17 protein-coding genes are annotated in these 13,827 nt (G+C 65.6%); 9 read left to right on the top strand and 8 right to left on the bottom strand.

The window, feature by feature from the left end:
• Positions 1 to 851: hypothetical protein (locus HMPREF2990_RS00870; protein ID WP_070762232.1), on the top strand; the 851-nt coding region annotated here is incomplete at its 5' end.
• On the opposite strand, the gene HMPREF2990_RS00865 is transcribed toward HMPREF2990_RS00870, so the two are convergent.
• The 3 genes from HMPREF2990_RS00865 to HMPREF2990_RS00855 all read right to left on the bottom strand — a co-directional run bounded on the left by HMPREF2990_RS00865 (position 848) and on the right by HMPREF2990_RS00855 (position 3,790).
• Positions 848 to 1,483 carry an FtsB family cell division protein gene (locus HMPREF2990_RS00865; RefSeq protein ID WP_070762231.1) on the bottom strand — a complete coding sequence of 212 codons (636 nt, stop codon included), beginning with the start codon at positions 1,481 to 1,483 and terminating at the stop codon, positions 848 to 850. The genes HMPREF2990_RS00870 and HMPREF2990_RS00865 overlap by 4 nt on opposite strands.
• Before the next feature lie 117 nt (positions 1,484 to 1,600).
• Positions 1,601 to 2,875: a phosphopyruvate hydratase gene (eno, locus tag HMPREF2990_RS00860; protein WP_070762230.1), complete on the bottom strand. Its 1,275-nt coding sequence runs from the start codon at positions 2,873 to 2,875 to the stop codon at positions 1,601 to 1,603.
• A gap of 111 nt (positions 2,876 to 2,986) precedes the next feature.
• Entirely contained in the window at positions 2,987 to 3,790 is an 804-nt protein-coding gene (locus tag HMPREF2990_RS00855; protein WP_070762229.1) for a lytic murein transglycosylase, read from the bottom strand.
• Positions 3,791 to 3,969: 179 nt separating this feature from the next.
• On the opposite strand from HMPREF2990_RS00855, the gene HMPREF2990_RS00850 reads away from it, so the two are divergent.
• Entirely contained in the window at positions 3,970 to 4,386 is a 417-nt protein-coding gene (locus HMPREF2990_RS00850; RefSeq protein ID WP_070762228.1) for a hypothetical protein, read from the top strand.
• A gap of 6 nt (positions 4,387 to 4,392) precedes the next feature.
• Here HMPREF2990_RS00850 and HMPREF2990_RS00845 read toward each other — a convergent pair whose 3' ends face one another.
• Positions 4,393 to 4,998: a MazG nucleotide pyrophosphohydrolase domain-containing protein gene (locus HMPREF2990_RS00845; protein WP_070762227.1), complete on the bottom strand. Its 606-nt coding sequence runs from the start codon at positions 4,996 to 4,998 to the stop codon at positions 4,393 to 4,395.
• Between the two features lie 61 nt (positions 4,999 to 5,059).
• Between HMPREF2990_RS00845 and HMPREF2990_RS00840 the strand changes: the two genes are divergently transcribed.
• The gene (locus tag HMPREF2990_RS00840) at positions 5,060 to 5,695 is read left to right on the top strand and encodes an 8-oxoguanine DNA glycosylase OGG fold protein (protein ID WP_070762226.1); all 636 of its coding nucleotides are present in this window, start codon (positions 5,060 to 5,062) and stop codon (positions 5,693 to 5,695) included.
• A 4-nt stretch (positions 5,696 to 5,699) separates the two neighbouring features.
• Here HMPREF2990_RS00840 and HMPREF2990_RS00835 read toward each other — a convergent pair whose 3' ends face one another.
• Together HMPREF2990_RS00835 and dnaG are read right to left on the bottom strand one after the other, a co-directional pair.
• The gene (locus HMPREF2990_RS00835; protein ID WP_070762225.1) at positions 5,700 to 6,167 is read right to left on the bottom strand and encodes a hypothetical protein; all 468 of its coding nucleotides are present in this window, start codon (positions 6,165 to 6,167) and stop codon (positions 5,700 to 5,702) included.
• 85 nt (positions 6,168 to 6,252) lie between these two features.
• Positions 6,253 to 8,145 (bottom strand): DNA primase, encoded by a 1,893-nt coding sequence (gene dnaG, locus HMPREF2990_RS00830; protein WP_070762224.1) that lies wholly within the window; start codon positions 8,143 to 8,145, stop codon positions 6,253 to 6,255.
• Between the two features lie 23 nt (positions 8,146 to 8,168).
• Here dnaG and HMPREF2990_RS00825 point away from each other — a divergent pair, with 23 nt between their 5' ends.
• Genes HMPREF2990_RS00825 through HMPREF2990_RS12825 form a run of 3 tightly spaced genes read left to right on the top strand, consistent with a single transcriptional unit; the run spans position 8,169 to position 8,961 of the window.
• Positions 8,169 to 8,537 carry a guanyl-specific ribonuclease gene (locus tag HMPREF2990_RS00825; RefSeq protein WP_083316900.1) on the top strand — a complete coding sequence of 123 codons (369 nt, stop codon included), beginning with the start codon at positions 8,169 to 8,171 and terminating at the stop codon, positions 8,535 to 8,537.
• The gene (locus HMPREF2990_RS00820; protein WP_070762223.1) at positions 8,530 to 8,793 is read left to right on the top strand and encodes a hypothetical protein; all 264 of its coding nucleotides are present in this window, start codon (positions 8,530 to 8,532) and stop codon (positions 8,791 to 8,793) included. The genes HMPREF2990_RS00825 and HMPREF2990_RS00820 overlap by 8 nt, the downstream gene beginning before the upstream one ends.
• Positions 8,794 to 8,808: 15 nt before the next feature.
• Positions 8,809 to 8,961, top strand: coding sequence for a hypothetical protein (locus HMPREF2990_RS12825; protein ID WP_168167094.1), 153 nt, complete (start codon positions 8,809 to 8,811; stop codon positions 8,959 to 8,961).
• Here the strand turns inward: HMPREF2990_RS12825 and HMPREF2990_RS13140 are convergent.
• Together HMPREF2990_RS13140 and HMPREF2990_RS00810 are read right to left on the bottom strand one after the other, a co-directional pair.
• Positions 8,958 to 9,854 (bottom strand): excalibur calcium-binding domain-containing protein, encoded by an 897-nt coding sequence (locus tag HMPREF2990_RS13140; RefSeq protein WP_070762222.1) that lies wholly within the window; start codon positions 9,852 to 9,854, stop codon positions 8,958 to 8,960. The genes HMPREF2990_RS12825 and HMPREF2990_RS13140 overlap by 4 nt on opposite strands.
• An 82-nt stretch (positions 9,855 to 9,936) precedes the next feature.
• The gene (locus tag HMPREF2990_RS00810) at positions 9,937 to 10,800 is read right to left on the bottom strand and encodes a hypothetical protein (RefSeq protein ID WP_070762221.1); all 864 of its coding nucleotides are present in this window, start codon (positions 10,798 to 10,800) and stop codon (positions 9,937 to 9,939) included.
• A 173-nt stretch (positions 10,801 to 10,973) separates the two neighbouring features.
• On the opposite strand from HMPREF2990_RS00810, the gene HMPREF2990_RS00805 reads away from it, so the two are divergent.
• The 3 genes from HMPREF2990_RS00805 to HMPREF2990_RS00795 are packed head-to-tail and all read left to right on the top strand — an operon-like array spanning position 10,974 to position 13,826.
• Positions 10,974 to 12,662: a carbon starvation CstA family protein gene (locus HMPREF2990_RS00805; RefSeq protein WP_070762220.1), complete on the top strand. Its 1,689-nt coding sequence runs from the start codon at positions 10,974 to 10,976 to the stop codon at positions 12,660 to 12,662.
• Positions 12,646 to 12,909, top strand: coding sequence for a cory-CC-star protein (locus tag HMPREF2990_RS00800; RefSeq protein WP_070762219.1), 264 nt, complete (start codon positions 12,646 to 12,648; stop codon positions 12,907 to 12,909). Before HMPREF2990_RS00805 ends, HMPREF2990_RS00800 begins: the two co-directional genes overlap by 17 nt.
• Positions 12,900 to 13,826, top strand: coding sequence for an ArsA family ATPase (locus tag HMPREF2990_RS00795; protein WP_210399942.1), 927 nt, complete (start codon positions 12,900 to 12,902; stop codon positions 13,824 to 13,826). The genes HMPREF2990_RS00800 and HMPREF2990_RS00795 overlap by 10 nt, the downstream gene beginning before the upstream one ends.
• The last annotated feature ends 1 nt before the right edge of the window (position 13,827 follow it).

Genomic DNA, 13,827 nt, shown 5'->3' with positions numbered 1-13,827 from the left:
ACTATTCACGCTATGCGCCTGCAGAGGTTGCAACGCACCGCAGCCTTGATGCTTTCTTTAGCGGCAAGGTCGCAGACGGTATCCACGCGATCGCGTACGGGGACGGTGTCCTGGACCTACAGCTGGTGCAGCGTGAGTCCCGCGCGCTCATTGTGGCGTTTCATGCTGCGGTTGATCCGGCCGCTGCCACGTTGCCGGTCTTTACCGGTCGCAAGGTGACGCAGGGTCTTGATGCCTCGGTGTTGTTTGTTTCTGATCCGTCGCTGGAGCGTGGTATGTCGATTGGGTGGTTCGCGGGAGATAGCCGGCGGCCGCTGCAGACGGACCTGGTTCGAGCGATTAACCATGTGTCTGCGCGGGTTGGAGCGGAGCAGATCATCTTCGAAGGCTGCTCGGCCGGAGGGTTCGCGGCGTTGTACTATTCCCACCAGCTTCCTGGCTCGCTGGCGATTGCGATGAACCCGCAGACGGATTTTATGAAGTACTACCCGAGACGTGTGCGCGAGTACGTCAATACGTGCTGGCCGGAGGGCGTTGACGGCGCTGTGACGGCAGATTTGGTTGCGGCGTACGCATCGTCGTTTCCAAACAACGTGCTGTACCTGCAAAACCGTGATGACGCGTTTCATATTCAGCAGCATTACCGGCCTTGGGGCGAAGCACTGGCGCGAGAGTACGGGCAGAAGTGGTGCGCGCTGCCGGGTGACTGGGGCTCGGGGCACGCAGCGCCGCCATCATTCGTGCAGGAGGCGGTGCTTGCGTACGCGCTGTCTTTCGGGGGCGATTGGGAGGCGCTTATGCGGGATGAGGAGTTCCGGGACGGGATGCGGCTGCTTGGCGAAGCTGGTTAAGGCTGTGCTGGGTCCGGATTTGGATCTTCGGCAGGCGGCTCGGCATCCTGCGGCGCCTCCGGTGCTGCGGGTGCCTCGGGTGCCTCTGTGGGCTCGTCTGCAGACTCGGGCGCAGGGACGTCGGATTCCGGGAGCTCGCGAAGGGAATCCCACATGACTTCGCTCCAAGAGCGCTCATCAGGAACCTCGTCGGTGGTGATGGACGGGCTGTGGGACATCCGCGGGTCAATGATACGCCACGCGGACTCCCCTTCCGCCATCACGCCGAGGCGGCGGCGCGCCTCCTGCTCCACGTAGGCGGGGTCCTCGTACTTGGCGATGTCCTCTTCCAGCTCCGCCTTGCGGCGTTCGAGCTGCTCAATCGAGGACTGCGCACGAGCGATCTCGGCGCGACCTTCGTAGTAGTTGCGCAGAGGAACGGCGATGGCGATGAGGACGGCGATCACCAGAGCGATCAGGATGGCGGTGCTGGTGATGTCCTGCTGGAACATTGCCGGGAGGCGACGCTTCTTCGTTGCGCTTTTTGCTGCGCGTTGGTCCTTGCCGCGCTCGCGGGAGGCCACCGGAACGGTGCGGGGCGTTTTGCCTCGCCCGCGTTTCCGGTTCGGGGACTGCGATGCGCGTGGGGACATAGTGGTAGTTGAGTCTAGCCCGTCGGTCTATGCGTGCGCGAAGGCGCGCGGGAAGGCGAACGCCCCCTCGGCCGCGGCGCGGGCCGGGCGAAGGGGGCGTCGATAAGCAGGCGGGGCCTACTTGAAGCGCGGGAAGGCGGAGCGGCCCGCGTAGACGGCGGCGTCGTCAAGCTCCTGCTCGATGCGCAGCAGCTGGTTGTACTTGGCCACGCGCTCGGAACGAGCCGGGGCACCCGTCTTGATCTGGCCGCAGCCAAGGGCCACGGCGAGGTCGGCGATGGTGGTGTCCTCGGTCTCGCCGGAACGGTGCGACATCATGGTGCGGTAGCCGTTGCGGTGCGCGAGGTCGACAGCGTCGAAGGTCTCGGTGAGGGTACCGATCTGGTTGACCTTGACCAGCAGGGCGTTGGCGGCCTTCTCCTCGATGCCGCGGGCGAGGCGCTCCGGGTTGGTGACAAAGAAGTCGTCGCCGACGATCTGGACCTTGTCGCCGATAGCGGCAGTGAGCTTGCTGTAGCCCTCCCAGTCGTCCTCCTGCAGCGGGTCCTCGATGGAGACGATCGGGTACTCGTTGATCAGCTCCTCGTAAACCTTGGCCATGTCCTCGGCGGAGTGCTCGCCGCCCTCGAACTTGTACACGCCGTCCTCGAAGAACTCAGAGGACGCGACGTCGAGGGCCAGGGCGATGTCCTCGCCCGGCTTCAGGCCGGCCTTCTCGATGGCCTCAACAATGAGGTCGAGCGCAGCCTTGGTGGACTCGACGGACGGGGCGAAGCCGCCCTCGTCGCCCAGGCCGGTGGACAGGCCCTTGTCCTTAATCACGGACTTCAGCGCGTGGTAGACCTCGGTGCCCTGGCGCAGCGCCTCGGAGAAGGTCTTCGCGCCGATCGGGGCGATCATGAACTCCTGGACGTCCACGCCGGAATCTGCGTGGGAGCCGCCGTTGAGGATGTTCATCATCGGGACCGGCAGGATGTGGGCGTTCGGACCGCCGATGTAGCGGTACAGCGGCAGGCCGGCGGACTCTGCGGCAGCCTTTGCCGCAGCGATGGACACGCCCAGGATGGCGTTGGCGCCCAGGCGGGACTTGTTGTCGGTGCCGTCCAACTCGATCATGGTCTTATCGATCAGGCGCTGGTCATCAGCCTCGATGCCGGCGACTGCGTCAGCGATCTCCTCGTTGACGTTCTCCACGGCCTTCTGCACGCCCTTGCCCAGGTAGCGGTCGCCGCCGTCACGCAGCTCGTGCGCCTCGTGCACACCGGTCGATGCACCGGAGGGAACGCCGGCGACACCGTTGGACATGTCGTCCAGCAGCACCTCGGCCTCGACGGTGGGGTTACCGCGGGAATCAAGAATCTCGCGAGCGAAGGCGTGGATAATCATAGCCATTTTTGGACACAACTCCTTTGAAGAGTGAATGGAAGTTTCCAGCCCCCAATTGTTCCAGAACTTCGCCAAAAATGCTCGTGTGTGGTGTGATCTTTTGCGTTAGCTTCTGCGCTAGCGGCGGGCGGGCTGGTTCAGCGCGTAGTTCGCTGCGGCGTCGCGGACCTTGGCCACGTAGTCGTTGGAGTTGTTGTAGCCGAACACGGCGGCGCGCCAGCCCTGCTCGGTGGCCAGGTCGCCGCCCTTTGCGCAGAGCAGGTTGGCGGCGGCGAGTGCGGCGTCGTCGATCTGCTGGGGGTTCGGGTAGCCGTCGCCGTCCGCGTCGCGGCCATAGTGGTGCCAGGACTCGGGGATGAACTGCATGGGGCCGAGGGCGCGGTCGTAGATAGTGTCGCCGTCGAGTGCGCCGCCGTCGGTGTCGTGGACGGTGGCGAAGTTGCCCGATCCGTCGAGCGCGGGGCCGATGATGTGGGGATCGGCAACGCCCGCCTCGTTGAGTCGGCCTGGGTCGAAGGCGTGGCCGGTGTAGGTGCCGTGGCGGGTTTCCACCCAGCCGATGCCCGCGAGCGTGTTCCACGAGATGTTGCAGGTGGGCCAGGCCTCGGTGGCGATGAGCGCGGCGTTGCCGTAGGCGCGCACGGCCTGCGGATCGATGCCGGTGGCGTCGGCGATCGGGGCGGCCCATTCGGTGAGCTGGTCGGCGGTGCGGCCGGGGCCGTGGACGTCGATAAGTGGCGGGGCCTCTGCAGCGGCTGGAGGAATGGTGTCTGGGACTGGCTCGCGGCTTTGGCCGGGCATTGGCTCGCCGAGGAAGGACAGAACCCACGCCACAAGGGTGATCGCCAAGATGATGGCAAGCATGACTACGAGGAGCCCGGCGCAGCCGCAGCCCCTCGCGATGCGGCGGGGGTTGGTCATGAGGACACAGCTTACCCACGCGGGGTTGGGCGCTGACGGTGGGCGGAAACAGCCTGTTCGACTTTCACATCGGTCACTTAATTCACACCTGCCACACCAGTTACGTGTAAAGTGTGTCGCGGACGGTCACGCTTCGTGGCCGACGCTTCCCCAGAACCCATTCGAAAGGACACGAAACCATGAAGCGCATCACCACCGCCCTCGTCGCTGGCGCACTCGCATTCGGCGCACTTGCCGCACCTGCGAACGCGCAGACCAACTACGCCGAGCTCATCCGCGCGCTCAACGGCAACGTGAAGACCATGGACTGCAACGCCCTGCGCACCGTAGTGCGCGGCGCTGGCCTGGCAAACGAGAACACCACCCGCTCCGAGTTCGTAGGCAACGTGAACAAGGCCGTCGGCGAGGACGCTGCGCTGCGCCTCGTTGCTGCGCCGACCGTGAACACGCTGGGTGACCGCGCGCTGGAGTGCGGCATCGTCAAGCCGGACGAGGTCACCCCGCTCAACCAGGCAATCGCCATGAGCTCCCAGATGTCCTCGCAGGCGGGCCTGCCGGAGATCCGCAACGTGATCCCGGCGCTGCCGACGCGCTAGTCGGGGTTACTCGGCCTGCTCGCGGGCCTTGCCCTCGGCCCAGAGGCGCTCCTGCGTTTCTAGGTCGACCAGCTCCGTCGAACCGTCGAAGAAGTACGGCGCACGCACACGCATCTTTTCCACGAACGCCGCCGCGACGTCCGCGAAGTTGAAAGCTTCGCGCTCGGCGGCGATTTCGGCGTGGAAGAGGACTTGCAGGAGGACGTCGGAAAGCTCTTTTTTGAGCTCCTCATCGCTGGCACCTGACTCGATTGCTTCGGCGAGCTCGGCGCATTCCTCGCGCAGGTAGGGCACGAGTGCTTCGTGCGACATGGAGCGCTCCCACTCACCGCGTCGGCGGGCCTGCCCCATCACGCGCACGGCCTCGGCCACCGGGTCTTGCAGGGAGGGCACGGTGAGGATCTCCTCTCCGGCTGCCGCGCGCTCGCGGACCTGGGGGTCGTCGGGGTCGGTCGTGATCAGCCACGGAGTGCCCACCGTGGAGGCGGGATTAAGCGACCAGCGCACCGAAATGGGCACCTCCGCCGTAAACTCCAGCGGACCCACGAGCCTTTGTGCAACGTCCACCGGCACCATCTGCGGCCACCGAGCATCAAGCACCAACACAGTCATACCCCGCATTGTAAACGCGGGGTGTTGCCACCAACGCGTGCGGACATGCAAGGATAGACGCATGACTATCGCAGAAGCGCTTTCCGCCCAGAAACCGACCGCCGAGGACGTCGCCGCAGCGTCGTCGACCTTCTCCCCCATCCGCTGGAAAACCGGCTGGCCACACCACCTACGCCGTGTGCCGCCCTTCCGCGACGACGCCACAGCATCGTTGACCCGCCGCGATGTGTTCCTCTTCGCGCAAGATGTGGTGGACTCTGGTTACAACCGCGACCAGATCATCGACTTCCTCGGTGCTGCGTTTGCGTTTGCCGCAGGCCAGACCAATCAGGTCCTGCAGCTGCAGCAGTTCTTGCGCAACAAGCACAACGCGAACCAGCTGCTGCAGGCAATCCGTGGGATTGAGGGCAAGGACGCGGTTGGGGCCTACGGTGCGCTCGTAGCGACTGGGCTTGCGCCGAAGTTCGCCTCGCACCTGGCGTACTTCCTCGCAGGGCCGCAGGAGGCCGCAGACGAGAAACCGGTGATTATTTGCTCCAAGCGCGCCGCCGCGGCCGGGCTGGCAAAGACCGCGGACTGGACGGCAGAGGACTACGCCGAGTACCTCGCCGCGCTGAAGAAGGCGCGCGACGAGTACGACGCGTCGCTGCCGCTGGATGCGGTCGAGTACGCGATCCGGAAGAACGCGGAGAACTAGCTGCTCAGGCCCCGCCAGTGGTGCCGAGGTTGTTGAACTTGTAGCCGATAGCCAGGAAGAAGCCGATCACCGGCGCGAAGGGGGCGATCTTGGAATCCGTGGTGATCGTCCTGGGGTAGCCGGAGAACTCCGTGATCTTCTGATCCTTGACGTAGCACTCCTGTTGCCCGCCCTTGTTGGCTACGCAGAGGATGCGATCGGAGGGGTAATTGCCCACCACGCGCACGCCTTGGGTGCCGTAGTCGAAGAACTTCGGGTCCCCGAACTTGATCACCTTGTAGCTGCGCCAGTAGGAGGCGTAGCCGGGGTCGTAGGGGTAGTCCTTCTCGGGGACGTAGTAGCCGCCGGTCCAGTCGGGGCCGTCGAAGGAGTCGTCCGCGAGCGCGGTGCCGGTGCCGACGACGGAGGTAGCGGAAAGTGTGAGGGCTGCTGAGAGGGCGGCGATGCGGGCCGCGTGCGTCTTCTTGGTCATACTCTAAAATCTACGCCCATGCGGCTGGTGTTACGGGCGTTGTGATTCTTTTGGTACGGAACACTGACGCGGCCGTGACGCGCACTCACGCTCGCGAGGCGCGGTCGTTGAGTTCCCGGCGCGCCTGCTCGAGCGCCACAAGGTCGGAGAAGAGCGCGTTGTAGGCCTCCGGTTCCTCCGACGGGCGCATGCGCTCGAGCTGGGATTTCAGCTGCGCGATCTGGTCGCCCACGCGCGTTTCCTGCAGGCGGGAGAGGACAGAGTCGACGTAGCGGTCGATGTCGTCGGCGTGGATCGGCTCCACGGCCAGTTCGGAGACGAAGTTGCGCCCGGCGAGGTCGCGCATCTCGCCGGCGACCGCGGCGAGGAAGTTCGGGCCGTGCTCGGCGGCTGCAGCCACGCCGCCGGCGGCACCGATGGCCTCGCGGACTTGGCGGTAGGCGTCGTTGGTAAACGCGTCCGGGTTGATGCCCTCGAAATACGTACCGGCCTTGTCCGGGTACTGCAGCGCGACCTTGAGCGCTTCGCGCTGCGGCCACAGGATCGGGTCCCGCGGGTTCGGCGGCTGCAGCGCGGGCGGTTGGCCGGGTGCCACGGTTTCTGTATCGCGCTTGACCGCGACGCGGCGCTGGTCCTTCTTCGGGCGCTTCGCCTCGGCGCGTACCTGGTCGAGGACTTCGTCCGGGTTTGGCCAGCCCACCCAGCCAGCCAATCTGCGCGCGTATTCCTTTTGCAGGACTTGATCTTCGATGGCGGCGACGACGGGCACGGTGCGTCGTAAAGCTTGCACCCGGCCTTCAGCGGAATCGAGCGAGTAGTCCTTGAGCAGCGACTCGATGACGAACTCGAACATGGGCACGCGGTGGGCGACGAGGTCACGCAGGGCCGCATCGCCCTGGGCCAGGCGCAGGTCGCAAGGGTCCATACCCTCGGGCGCGACGGCGACGAAGGACTGGCCGGTGAACTGCTGGTCGCCCTCGAAGGCGCGCATCGCAGCCTTCTGGCCGGCCTCGTCGCCGTCGAAGGTGTAGATGAGCTCGCCGCGGAAGTAGCTGTCGTCGAGCATGTGGCGGCGGATGGCGGCGAGGTGCTCCGCACCGAAGGCGGTACCGCAGGAGGCGACCGCCGTGGTCACGCCCGCGGCGTGCATGGCCATGACGTCGGTGTAGCCCTCCACGATGACGGTCTGGTGTCGCTCGGAAATGTTGCGCTTGGCCAGATCCAGCCCGAAGAGCACCTTGGACTTGTGGTAGAGCAAGGTGTCCTGGGTGTTCATGTACTTGCCCATGGGGTCATCGTCGAAAAGCTTGCGGGCGCCGAAGCCGATCGTGTTGCCGGCGGCGTCCTTGATCGGCCAGATCAGGCGGCGGCGGAACTTGTCGATGGGGCCGCGGCGGCCCATGGAGGAGATGCCGGCGTCGATAAGCTCTTGCACCTCGAAGCCGCGGCGAAGCAGGTGCTTGGTGAGTGTGTCCCAGCCGTCGGGCGCGTAGCCGCACTCGAAGCGGTAGATGAGCTCCTTGTCGAAGCCGCGCTCCAGCAGGAAGTTGCGGCCCGGCTCCGCCTCAGGGGTTTCGAGCTGCTCGCGGTAGAACTCGTGCGCCGCCTTGTTGGCAGCGAGCAGGCGCTTGCGGGTGCCCGGCTTGACGTCGCGCGCGCCCGTGGAACCGCCCTGGTAATTGATGTGGTAGCCGATCGTGTCGGCGACCGCCTCCACCGCCTCCGGGAAGGTCAGCTGCTCCAACTCCATGAGGAAGTTGAAGACATCGCCACCCTTGCCCGTGGAAAAGCAGTGGTAGTAGCCGCGGGCTGGGCGGACGTGGAAACTCGGGGTCTTCTCGTCCTTGAATGGGCTGAGTCCCTTCAGCGAGTCGTGCCCGGCGGGCTTGAGCTGGACATACTCGCCGACGATCTCTTCAATCGCCGCGCGCTCGCGGATCGCCTCGATATCGCTTTCCGGAATCCTGCCCCTTGCCATGCGCCCAATCGTAGTGTGCAACAATGCGTGGCGTGAAAAAGCTCGTCGTCGCCCTCGCCGGCCTCTGCAGCGCGTGCGCGTTTGTTGATGCGCCTGTCTCTGATTCTGTTCCTGCCTGCGACAACCTGCCCGCGGAGGCGCGAGACACCATCTCGCTCGTGCAAGAAGGTGGGCCATACCCCTACCCTGACAACGACAACGCGCGCTTCGGCAACTACGAAGGCGTGCTGCCCGACGAGGAGCTCGGCTACTACCACGAGTACACCGTGGACACGCCTGGGCTGTCGCACCGGGGCGCGCGGCGTATCGTCACTGGCGGCGGAGACGACCCAGAGGTGTGGTACTACACCGACGACCACTACGAATCCTTCTGCGAGGTGACCGATGTATAGAACAGGACACGGCCGAAGCCGTAACCCGGTACTCCTGACGGCGCCGGTGGCAAGCGTCGCCGACGTGTGCGCCGCGCTTTCCGTGGCCGTGTTCGGGAGGGAGCGGCCGGCGCCGACGAACCTCGACGGGCTTGCGGATCTGTTGCGCGAGGCGCACCCGGCGCGCGTGGTCGCCTGCGACTGGCAGCTGCCTGCGGACGAGACGCGGAAAGTCGTTGCGGTGTTTCGAGATAACCGCGTGGAGCTGGTGCGGTAGGGGGTTTGTGCGCTGATGACTGTTTTTGATTTTGGCAGAAACAGTCGTCAGCGTTTGTGTTGTGGCAAAAGCCCAGTTCGGAGCTTGGCTGCGGCGCTGTTTTTCGCGCTGATGACTGTTTTTGGTTTTGCGGAAAACAGTCGTCAGCGTTTTTGGCGGCCGGTTTAGCGCGGGTCCCGCTCGCAGCCGACGCCGTCGCCGTCGCGATCCAGATGGCTGTCGTAGCCCGGCTGGCCCGCGTAGATCGGGCTGCCGATCGCGTTCCACACCGCAGTGCAGTTCTTGTAGTACGCGGCTGCCGGTGCCGGCTCGGGCGCGCGGGCGGGAGCGACGAACTGGTGCTGCTGCTGTTCCTGTTCGAGACGCTGCTGCTCCGCGATGCGCGCGCGTTCCGCTTCCTCGGCTTCGCGCTGCAGTCGTGCGGCTTCTTCAGCGCGGGCGCGCTCGGCTGCCTCGCGTTCCGCGGCCTCCCGTGCGGCGGCTTCGGCGCTGCGGGACGCGGCAGCTGCGCTGGATCGCGAGGCCTCGGCTTCCGTGTTTCGGGTAGTGGACAGTACGGCGGACGAGCTGGTCGTGGTGCTCGTCGCGGACGAGCTGGTCGTGGTGCTTGCCACCGGCTCGGTGGGCGCAGGATCTTCCTCTACCGGCATGAGGATGACGCTCGCTATAAATAGCACGGCGCTCAACGCGATCACGCCCGGCCAGTGGCGCGGGGTCTTGCGCGGCGGGTGGGGCGTGCCCATCCCCTGGATGACTACCTGGTCGGCTTCGGTGAGGAACTGCGCGAGGTAGGCATTGGTGCGCACCGTGTCCTCGTAGTGCTGCACGGCTTTCTTATCTTTGGACGCGCAGCGCAGCCACCACAGCGAGGGGATGAGGAAGGCGAGTCCGACCAGCACCATGGCGGCCATTCCGGGGAGGTCGTCGTAGCTAAACGCGCCCGCGAGAACGCACAGCACGCCCCAGGCGACGGCCAGCCACGCAACAGACTGTCCGAAGAGCCCGGGGGCGCGGGCAAGATCCTTCGGGTTGGGGGCCGCGGCCTGAAGCGACGTACTCACGTTGGCAAACCTCCTGGGCAGAGCTACTTTCTCCCCTTTAATCTAGCCAACGGGCCGCGGAAAACGTATTCGCGTATCAGGCCTAGAGCTGGAGGTTCGCCAGGTTCGAAAGATCCGGCAGCTCCGGGAGTTCAAGCCCGAACTGCGGGCCTACCGTGGCGAGCAGCGCGAGCGAGACGCCAAGCGCTGCGAGCAGGGAGAACACCACGACACCGGCTGTTGCGCCGACCGAGGAGGCGCGCCCCTGCTCGGGCTGCGAGCTGCCCGGCGCGGGATCTTGCTGCGGCGGGGTGCTGGTTGGCAGGTCGATGTGGGCGAGTTTGGCGTCGCTTGCCAGAAGGTCGCGGCAGTCCCACGCGGCCTGCGCCAACACGTGCTCGTACGCCAGGCGGGTGTTGAAGTACTCGCCGGTGCCGTCGTTTTGGATCACCGCCGCGAGCGACTCTGCCTCCTTTGTCTTCAGGCCTGGAAAGTGGCGTGTAAGCGCGCTGGTCAGCGACTGCGCGTGCGCCCGGTCGCGCGCACTGGCCTGCGGGTCGGCGTAGGTGGGGCGGCTCTCCCCTTCCGCGACCGCGATGTGTGTAAGTTCCGCGATCTCGTCCCCGGTTGGCCCGAAAGGAATGTCCGCGCTCGATGCGGAATCGCGCACGTCGAGGTAGTGCTGCGCGAGGGATTCCGGCATGAGCTTTGCCAGAAGCTCCACATCCGTGTAAGTCTCCGCACCTGGGTAGACGCGCTCGATTGCGCTCACCCACTTGCCCACCAGGAGCTTGCCGCCAAGGTCTTTCTCCTCGTCCGCGTAGGTCTTGGCAAACTCGCGTTCGGCGGCGGTGGTCACCACCGAGCAAGTTTTCTCATCTTTCGGCGCAAGGTCGGCGGCGGAGGCAGAAGTGGCGGGAACGACGAGGCCCGCAGCGACGACAACAGGTACGAACACACGGCGCATGACGGCTTTCCTTTCTGTGAAATGCATAAAACCCTTCTACTCCATTCATCGTATGGAGCTGGGAAAACGTAACGGGGCGTCGGAAAGCAATGGGCCCCACTGTGGGAAGAAGCTGTGAGGTGTGGCATACTTTTGCCCACTGTGACCCGAAACACCGACAGAAAGGTGAGCGCATGAACTCGCTCTTCCTGGTATTCATCGGCTTGGCCATGCTGAGCACGGGATACCTGCTGTACTCCAAGTTCCTTGGCCAGCGCGTCTACCAGCTCTCTGACAGCTACGAGACACCCGCGCACACCATGGAAGACGGCGTGGACTACGTGCCCACCAACAAGTACGTGCTGTGGGGCCACCACTTCACCTCGGTGGCGGGTGCCGCGCCGATCATCGGCCCGGCCGTCGCCGTGATCTGGGGCTGGCTGCCCGCCTTCCTGTGGGTCACGCTCGGCACGGTCTTCTTTGCCGGGCTGCATGACTTGGGGGCGCTGTGGGCGTCGCAAAGGCACAAGGGCCAGTCGATTGGTACGCTGTCCGGCCGCTACATCGGCGCGCGCGGGCGCAACCTCTTCCTCGTGGTCATCTTCCTGCTGCTGCTCATGGTCAACACCGCGTTCGCCGTGGTGATCTCCAACCTGCTCATCTCCACCCCCTCGGCCGTGATCCCCACGTGGGGTGCGATCCTCGTTGCCTTGCTCATCGGCCAGGCCATTTACCGCCTGAAGTGGAACCTGCCGCTCGTCTCGGTCGTGGGCGTGGTCGCGCTCTACGCGCTGATGGTGCTCGGCGACCGCGTGCCGGTCACGCTGCCGGAGACCGTCCTGGGCATCCCGGACCGCGGCATCTGGATTCTCCTGCTGTTCACCTACGCCTTCATCGCCTCGATGCTGCCCGTGTGGGTGCTGCTGCAGCCGCGCGACTACATCAACGGCCTCCAGCTGTTTGTCGGCCTGATCATCCTCTACGCCTCCTTCCTGGTCGTCCGCCCCGAGATCGTCGCGCCGACGCTCAATAGCGCCGTGCCGGAGGGCACCCCGAGCATCTTCCCGCTGTTGTTTGTCACCATCGCCTGCGGCGCGATCTCCGGCTTCCACGGCATCGTCGCCTCCGGTACCTCGGCGAAGCAGCTGGATAAGGAAACCGACGCCCGCTTCGTCGGCTACTTCGGCGCCGTCGGTGAAGGCCTGCTCTCGCTCGGCACGATTATCGCTACCACCGCCGGCTACAAGACGCTCACCGACTGGGAGAACGTGTACAACGAGTGGAACGCCGGCGGCGTCAACGCGTTCGTCGAGGGCGGCGGCGCGCTGATGAACCAGGGCCTCGGCATCCCGACCTCCCTGTCCGCAACCATCCTGGCCACCATGGCCGTCCTGTTCGCCGCCACCACCATGGACTCCGGCATACGCCTGCAGCGCATGGTCGTCGGCGAAATCGCCGAGATCATGGGCGTGAAGCTCTCCGGCCTGGTCGCTACGCTCATCGCCGTCGGCGCCGCGCTCGGCCTGACGTTCTCCACCGGCCTCGACGGCTCGGGCGGCATGATCATCTGGCCGCTATTCGGCACCACCAACCAGCTCATGGCAGGGCTTACCCTGTCCATCCTGGTGGTCATCCTGACCAAGCTGCGCCGCCCCACCCTGCCGCTGCTCATCCCGCTGACCTTTGTCACGCTGATGTCGCTGTGGGCTGCAATTTTGCAGCTGGGCACGCTGTTTGCGGTCGGCAACTGGCTGCTACTTGTCATCGACGTGGTCATCATCATCTGCGCGATCTGGGTCATCGTCGAAGCCATCACCGCGATCAGCAAGGCGCGCCGCGAGCCAGCGATCGAGTGGTCCGACGAGTATGAGCCTGCGCAGTAAGCTGGCCGCGCTCGGCGCGGGCTTAAACGAGTTCTACCAAGCGCCCTACCGGCGCGAATTCGCCCGCGCCGCACGCGAGGAGGACGACCTGTTCACCCTGCTCGTCGCCTCAGAGATGCTCGGCATCCCCAACCCGGCCAGCTACTACACACTCGAACTTTTGCCCCTGCTTTACGACGACTTCCACGCCTGGCACACCCGCATGGGCATGGAACGCTCACCACTCGACGGGATCTCATGCTGCTAGACGCCCCAGTCATGTTCTTCGGCGGCAAAGGTGGCGTCGGCAAAACGACCGTCTCCGCCGCCACCGCCGTCCGCCTCGCCGCCCGCGGCCGCCGAGTCCTGCTCGTCTCCACCGACCCCGCGCACAACCTCGGCCACATCTGGGGTCAATCGCTTCTCGACGCCCCGCTCATCCTCGAGCCCCGCCTCGACGCCATCGAACTCGACCCGTCCGCCATCACGGCACAACATTTGCGCGCCGTCGGCGACTCCATGCGCGCCATGATGCCGGAGCGCCTCCACGGGGAGGTGGACAAGCACCTTCAGATGTCGCGCCACTCCCCCGGCATGCACGAGGCGGCGCTGCTGGAACGCATCGCGGACCTGGTTGGCGCTTCCGACTACGACCACCTGATCTTCGACACCGCCCCCTCCGGCCACACTTCGCGGTTGATGGCGCTGCCGGAGCTCATGGCCGCCTACACCGACGGCCTGCTCGAGCGCCGCGACAAGTCGGACAAGTTCAGCGAGCTCGTCCGCGGGATGGGCGGCGCGGGTAGTGGTTCGCCCGTCGACCGCCGCAACCAGCAGATCCGCTCCACCCTGCTCAAGCGCCGCCGCAAGTTCGAACACTTACGCTCCGTGCTTACCGACCCCGCCCAGTGCGTCTTCCACATCGTGCTCACCGCCGAACGCCTGCCTGTCATGGAGTCGATGGAGTTCTACGAGGAACTTTCAGCCCACGGCGTGCACGTCGGCGGCGCGGTGGTCAACCGGCGCACGCCGGATGAGGCCGGCGAGTTTTTGGCGCAGCGCCGCCGCGTCGAGGACGACGCGCTCGCGCTGCTCGACCTGCCTGTCCCGGTGCTTGAGCTGCCGTGGCTGCCGGGCGAGATCGGCACCCGCGCCGCGCTTGAGCAAATCGCGGCGCTGCTCTAGC

Origin of the sequence: Corynebacterium sp. HMSC071B10 (genome assembly GCF_001814825.1) — a bacterium.
Lineage (GTDB): Bacteria > Actinomycetota > Actinomycetes > Mycobacteriales > Mycobacteriaceae > Corynebacterium.
Note: the sequence above shows the minus strand (reverse complement) of the source record. Positions and strands in the feature narration are given on the sequence as shown.

Coding starts and splice junctions, on each gene's coding strand:
- HMPREF2990_RS00865 (WP_070762231.1), bottom strand. CDS start 1,483: ATGTCCCCACGCGCATCGCAGTCCCCGAACCGGAAACGCGGGCGAGGC.
- HMPREF2990_RS00835 (WP_070762225.1), bottom strand. CDS start 6,167: ATGACCAAGAAGACGCACGCGGCCCGCATCGCCGCCCTCTCAGCAGCC.
- HMPREF2990_RS00810 (WP_070762221.1), bottom strand. CDS start 10,800: ATGCGCCGTGTGTTCGTACCTGTTGTCGTCGCTGCGGGCCTCGTCGTT.
- HMPREF2990_RS00840 (WP_070762226.1), top strand. CDS start 5,060: ATGACTATCGCAGAAGCGCTTTCCGCCCAGAAACCGACCGCCGAGGAC.
- eno (WP_070762230.1), bottom strand. CDS start 2,875: ATGGCTATGATTATCCACGCCTTCGCTCGCGAGATTCTTGATTCCCGC.
- HMPREF2990_RS00800 (WP_070762219.1), top strand. CDS start 12,646: ATGAGCCTGCGCAGTAAGCTGGCCGCGCTCGGCGCGGGCTTAAACGAG.
- dnaG (WP_070762224.1), bottom strand. CDS start 8,145: ATGGCAAGGGGCAGGATTCCGGAAAGCGATATCGAGGCGATCCGCGAG.
- HMPREF2990_RS12825 (WP_168167094.1), top strand. CDS start 8,809: ATGACTGTTTTTGATTTTGGCAGAAACAGTCGTCAGCGTTTGTGTTGT.
- HMPREF2990_RS00820 (WP_070762223.1), top strand. CDS start 8,530: ATGTATAGAACAGGACACGGCCGAAGCCGTAACCCGGTACTCCTGACG.
- HMPREF2990_RS00825 (WP_083316900.1), top strand. CDS start 8,169: ATGCGTGGCGTGAAAAAGCTCGTCGTCGCCCTCGCCGGCCTCTGCAGC.
- HMPREF2990_RS00855 (WP_070762229.1), bottom strand. CDS start 3,790: ATGACCAACCCCCGCCGCATCGCGAGGGGCTGCGGCTGCGCCGGGCTC.
- HMPREF2990_RS00850 (WP_070762228.1), top strand. CDS start 3,970: ATGAAGCGCATCACCACCGCCCTCGTCGCTGGCGCACTCGCATTCGGC.
- HMPREF2990_RS00795 (WP_210399942.1), top strand. CDS start 12,900: ATGCTGCTAGACGCCCCAGTCATGTTCTTCGGCGGCAAAGGTGGCGTC.
- HMPREF2990_RS00805 (WP_070762220.1), top strand. CDS start 10,974: ATGAACTCGCTCTTCCTGGTATTCATCGGCTTGGCCATGCTGAGCACG.
- HMPREF2990_RS00845 (WP_070762227.1), bottom strand. CDS start 4,998: ATGACTGTGTTGGTGCTTGATGCTCGGTGGCCGCAGATGGTGCCGGTG.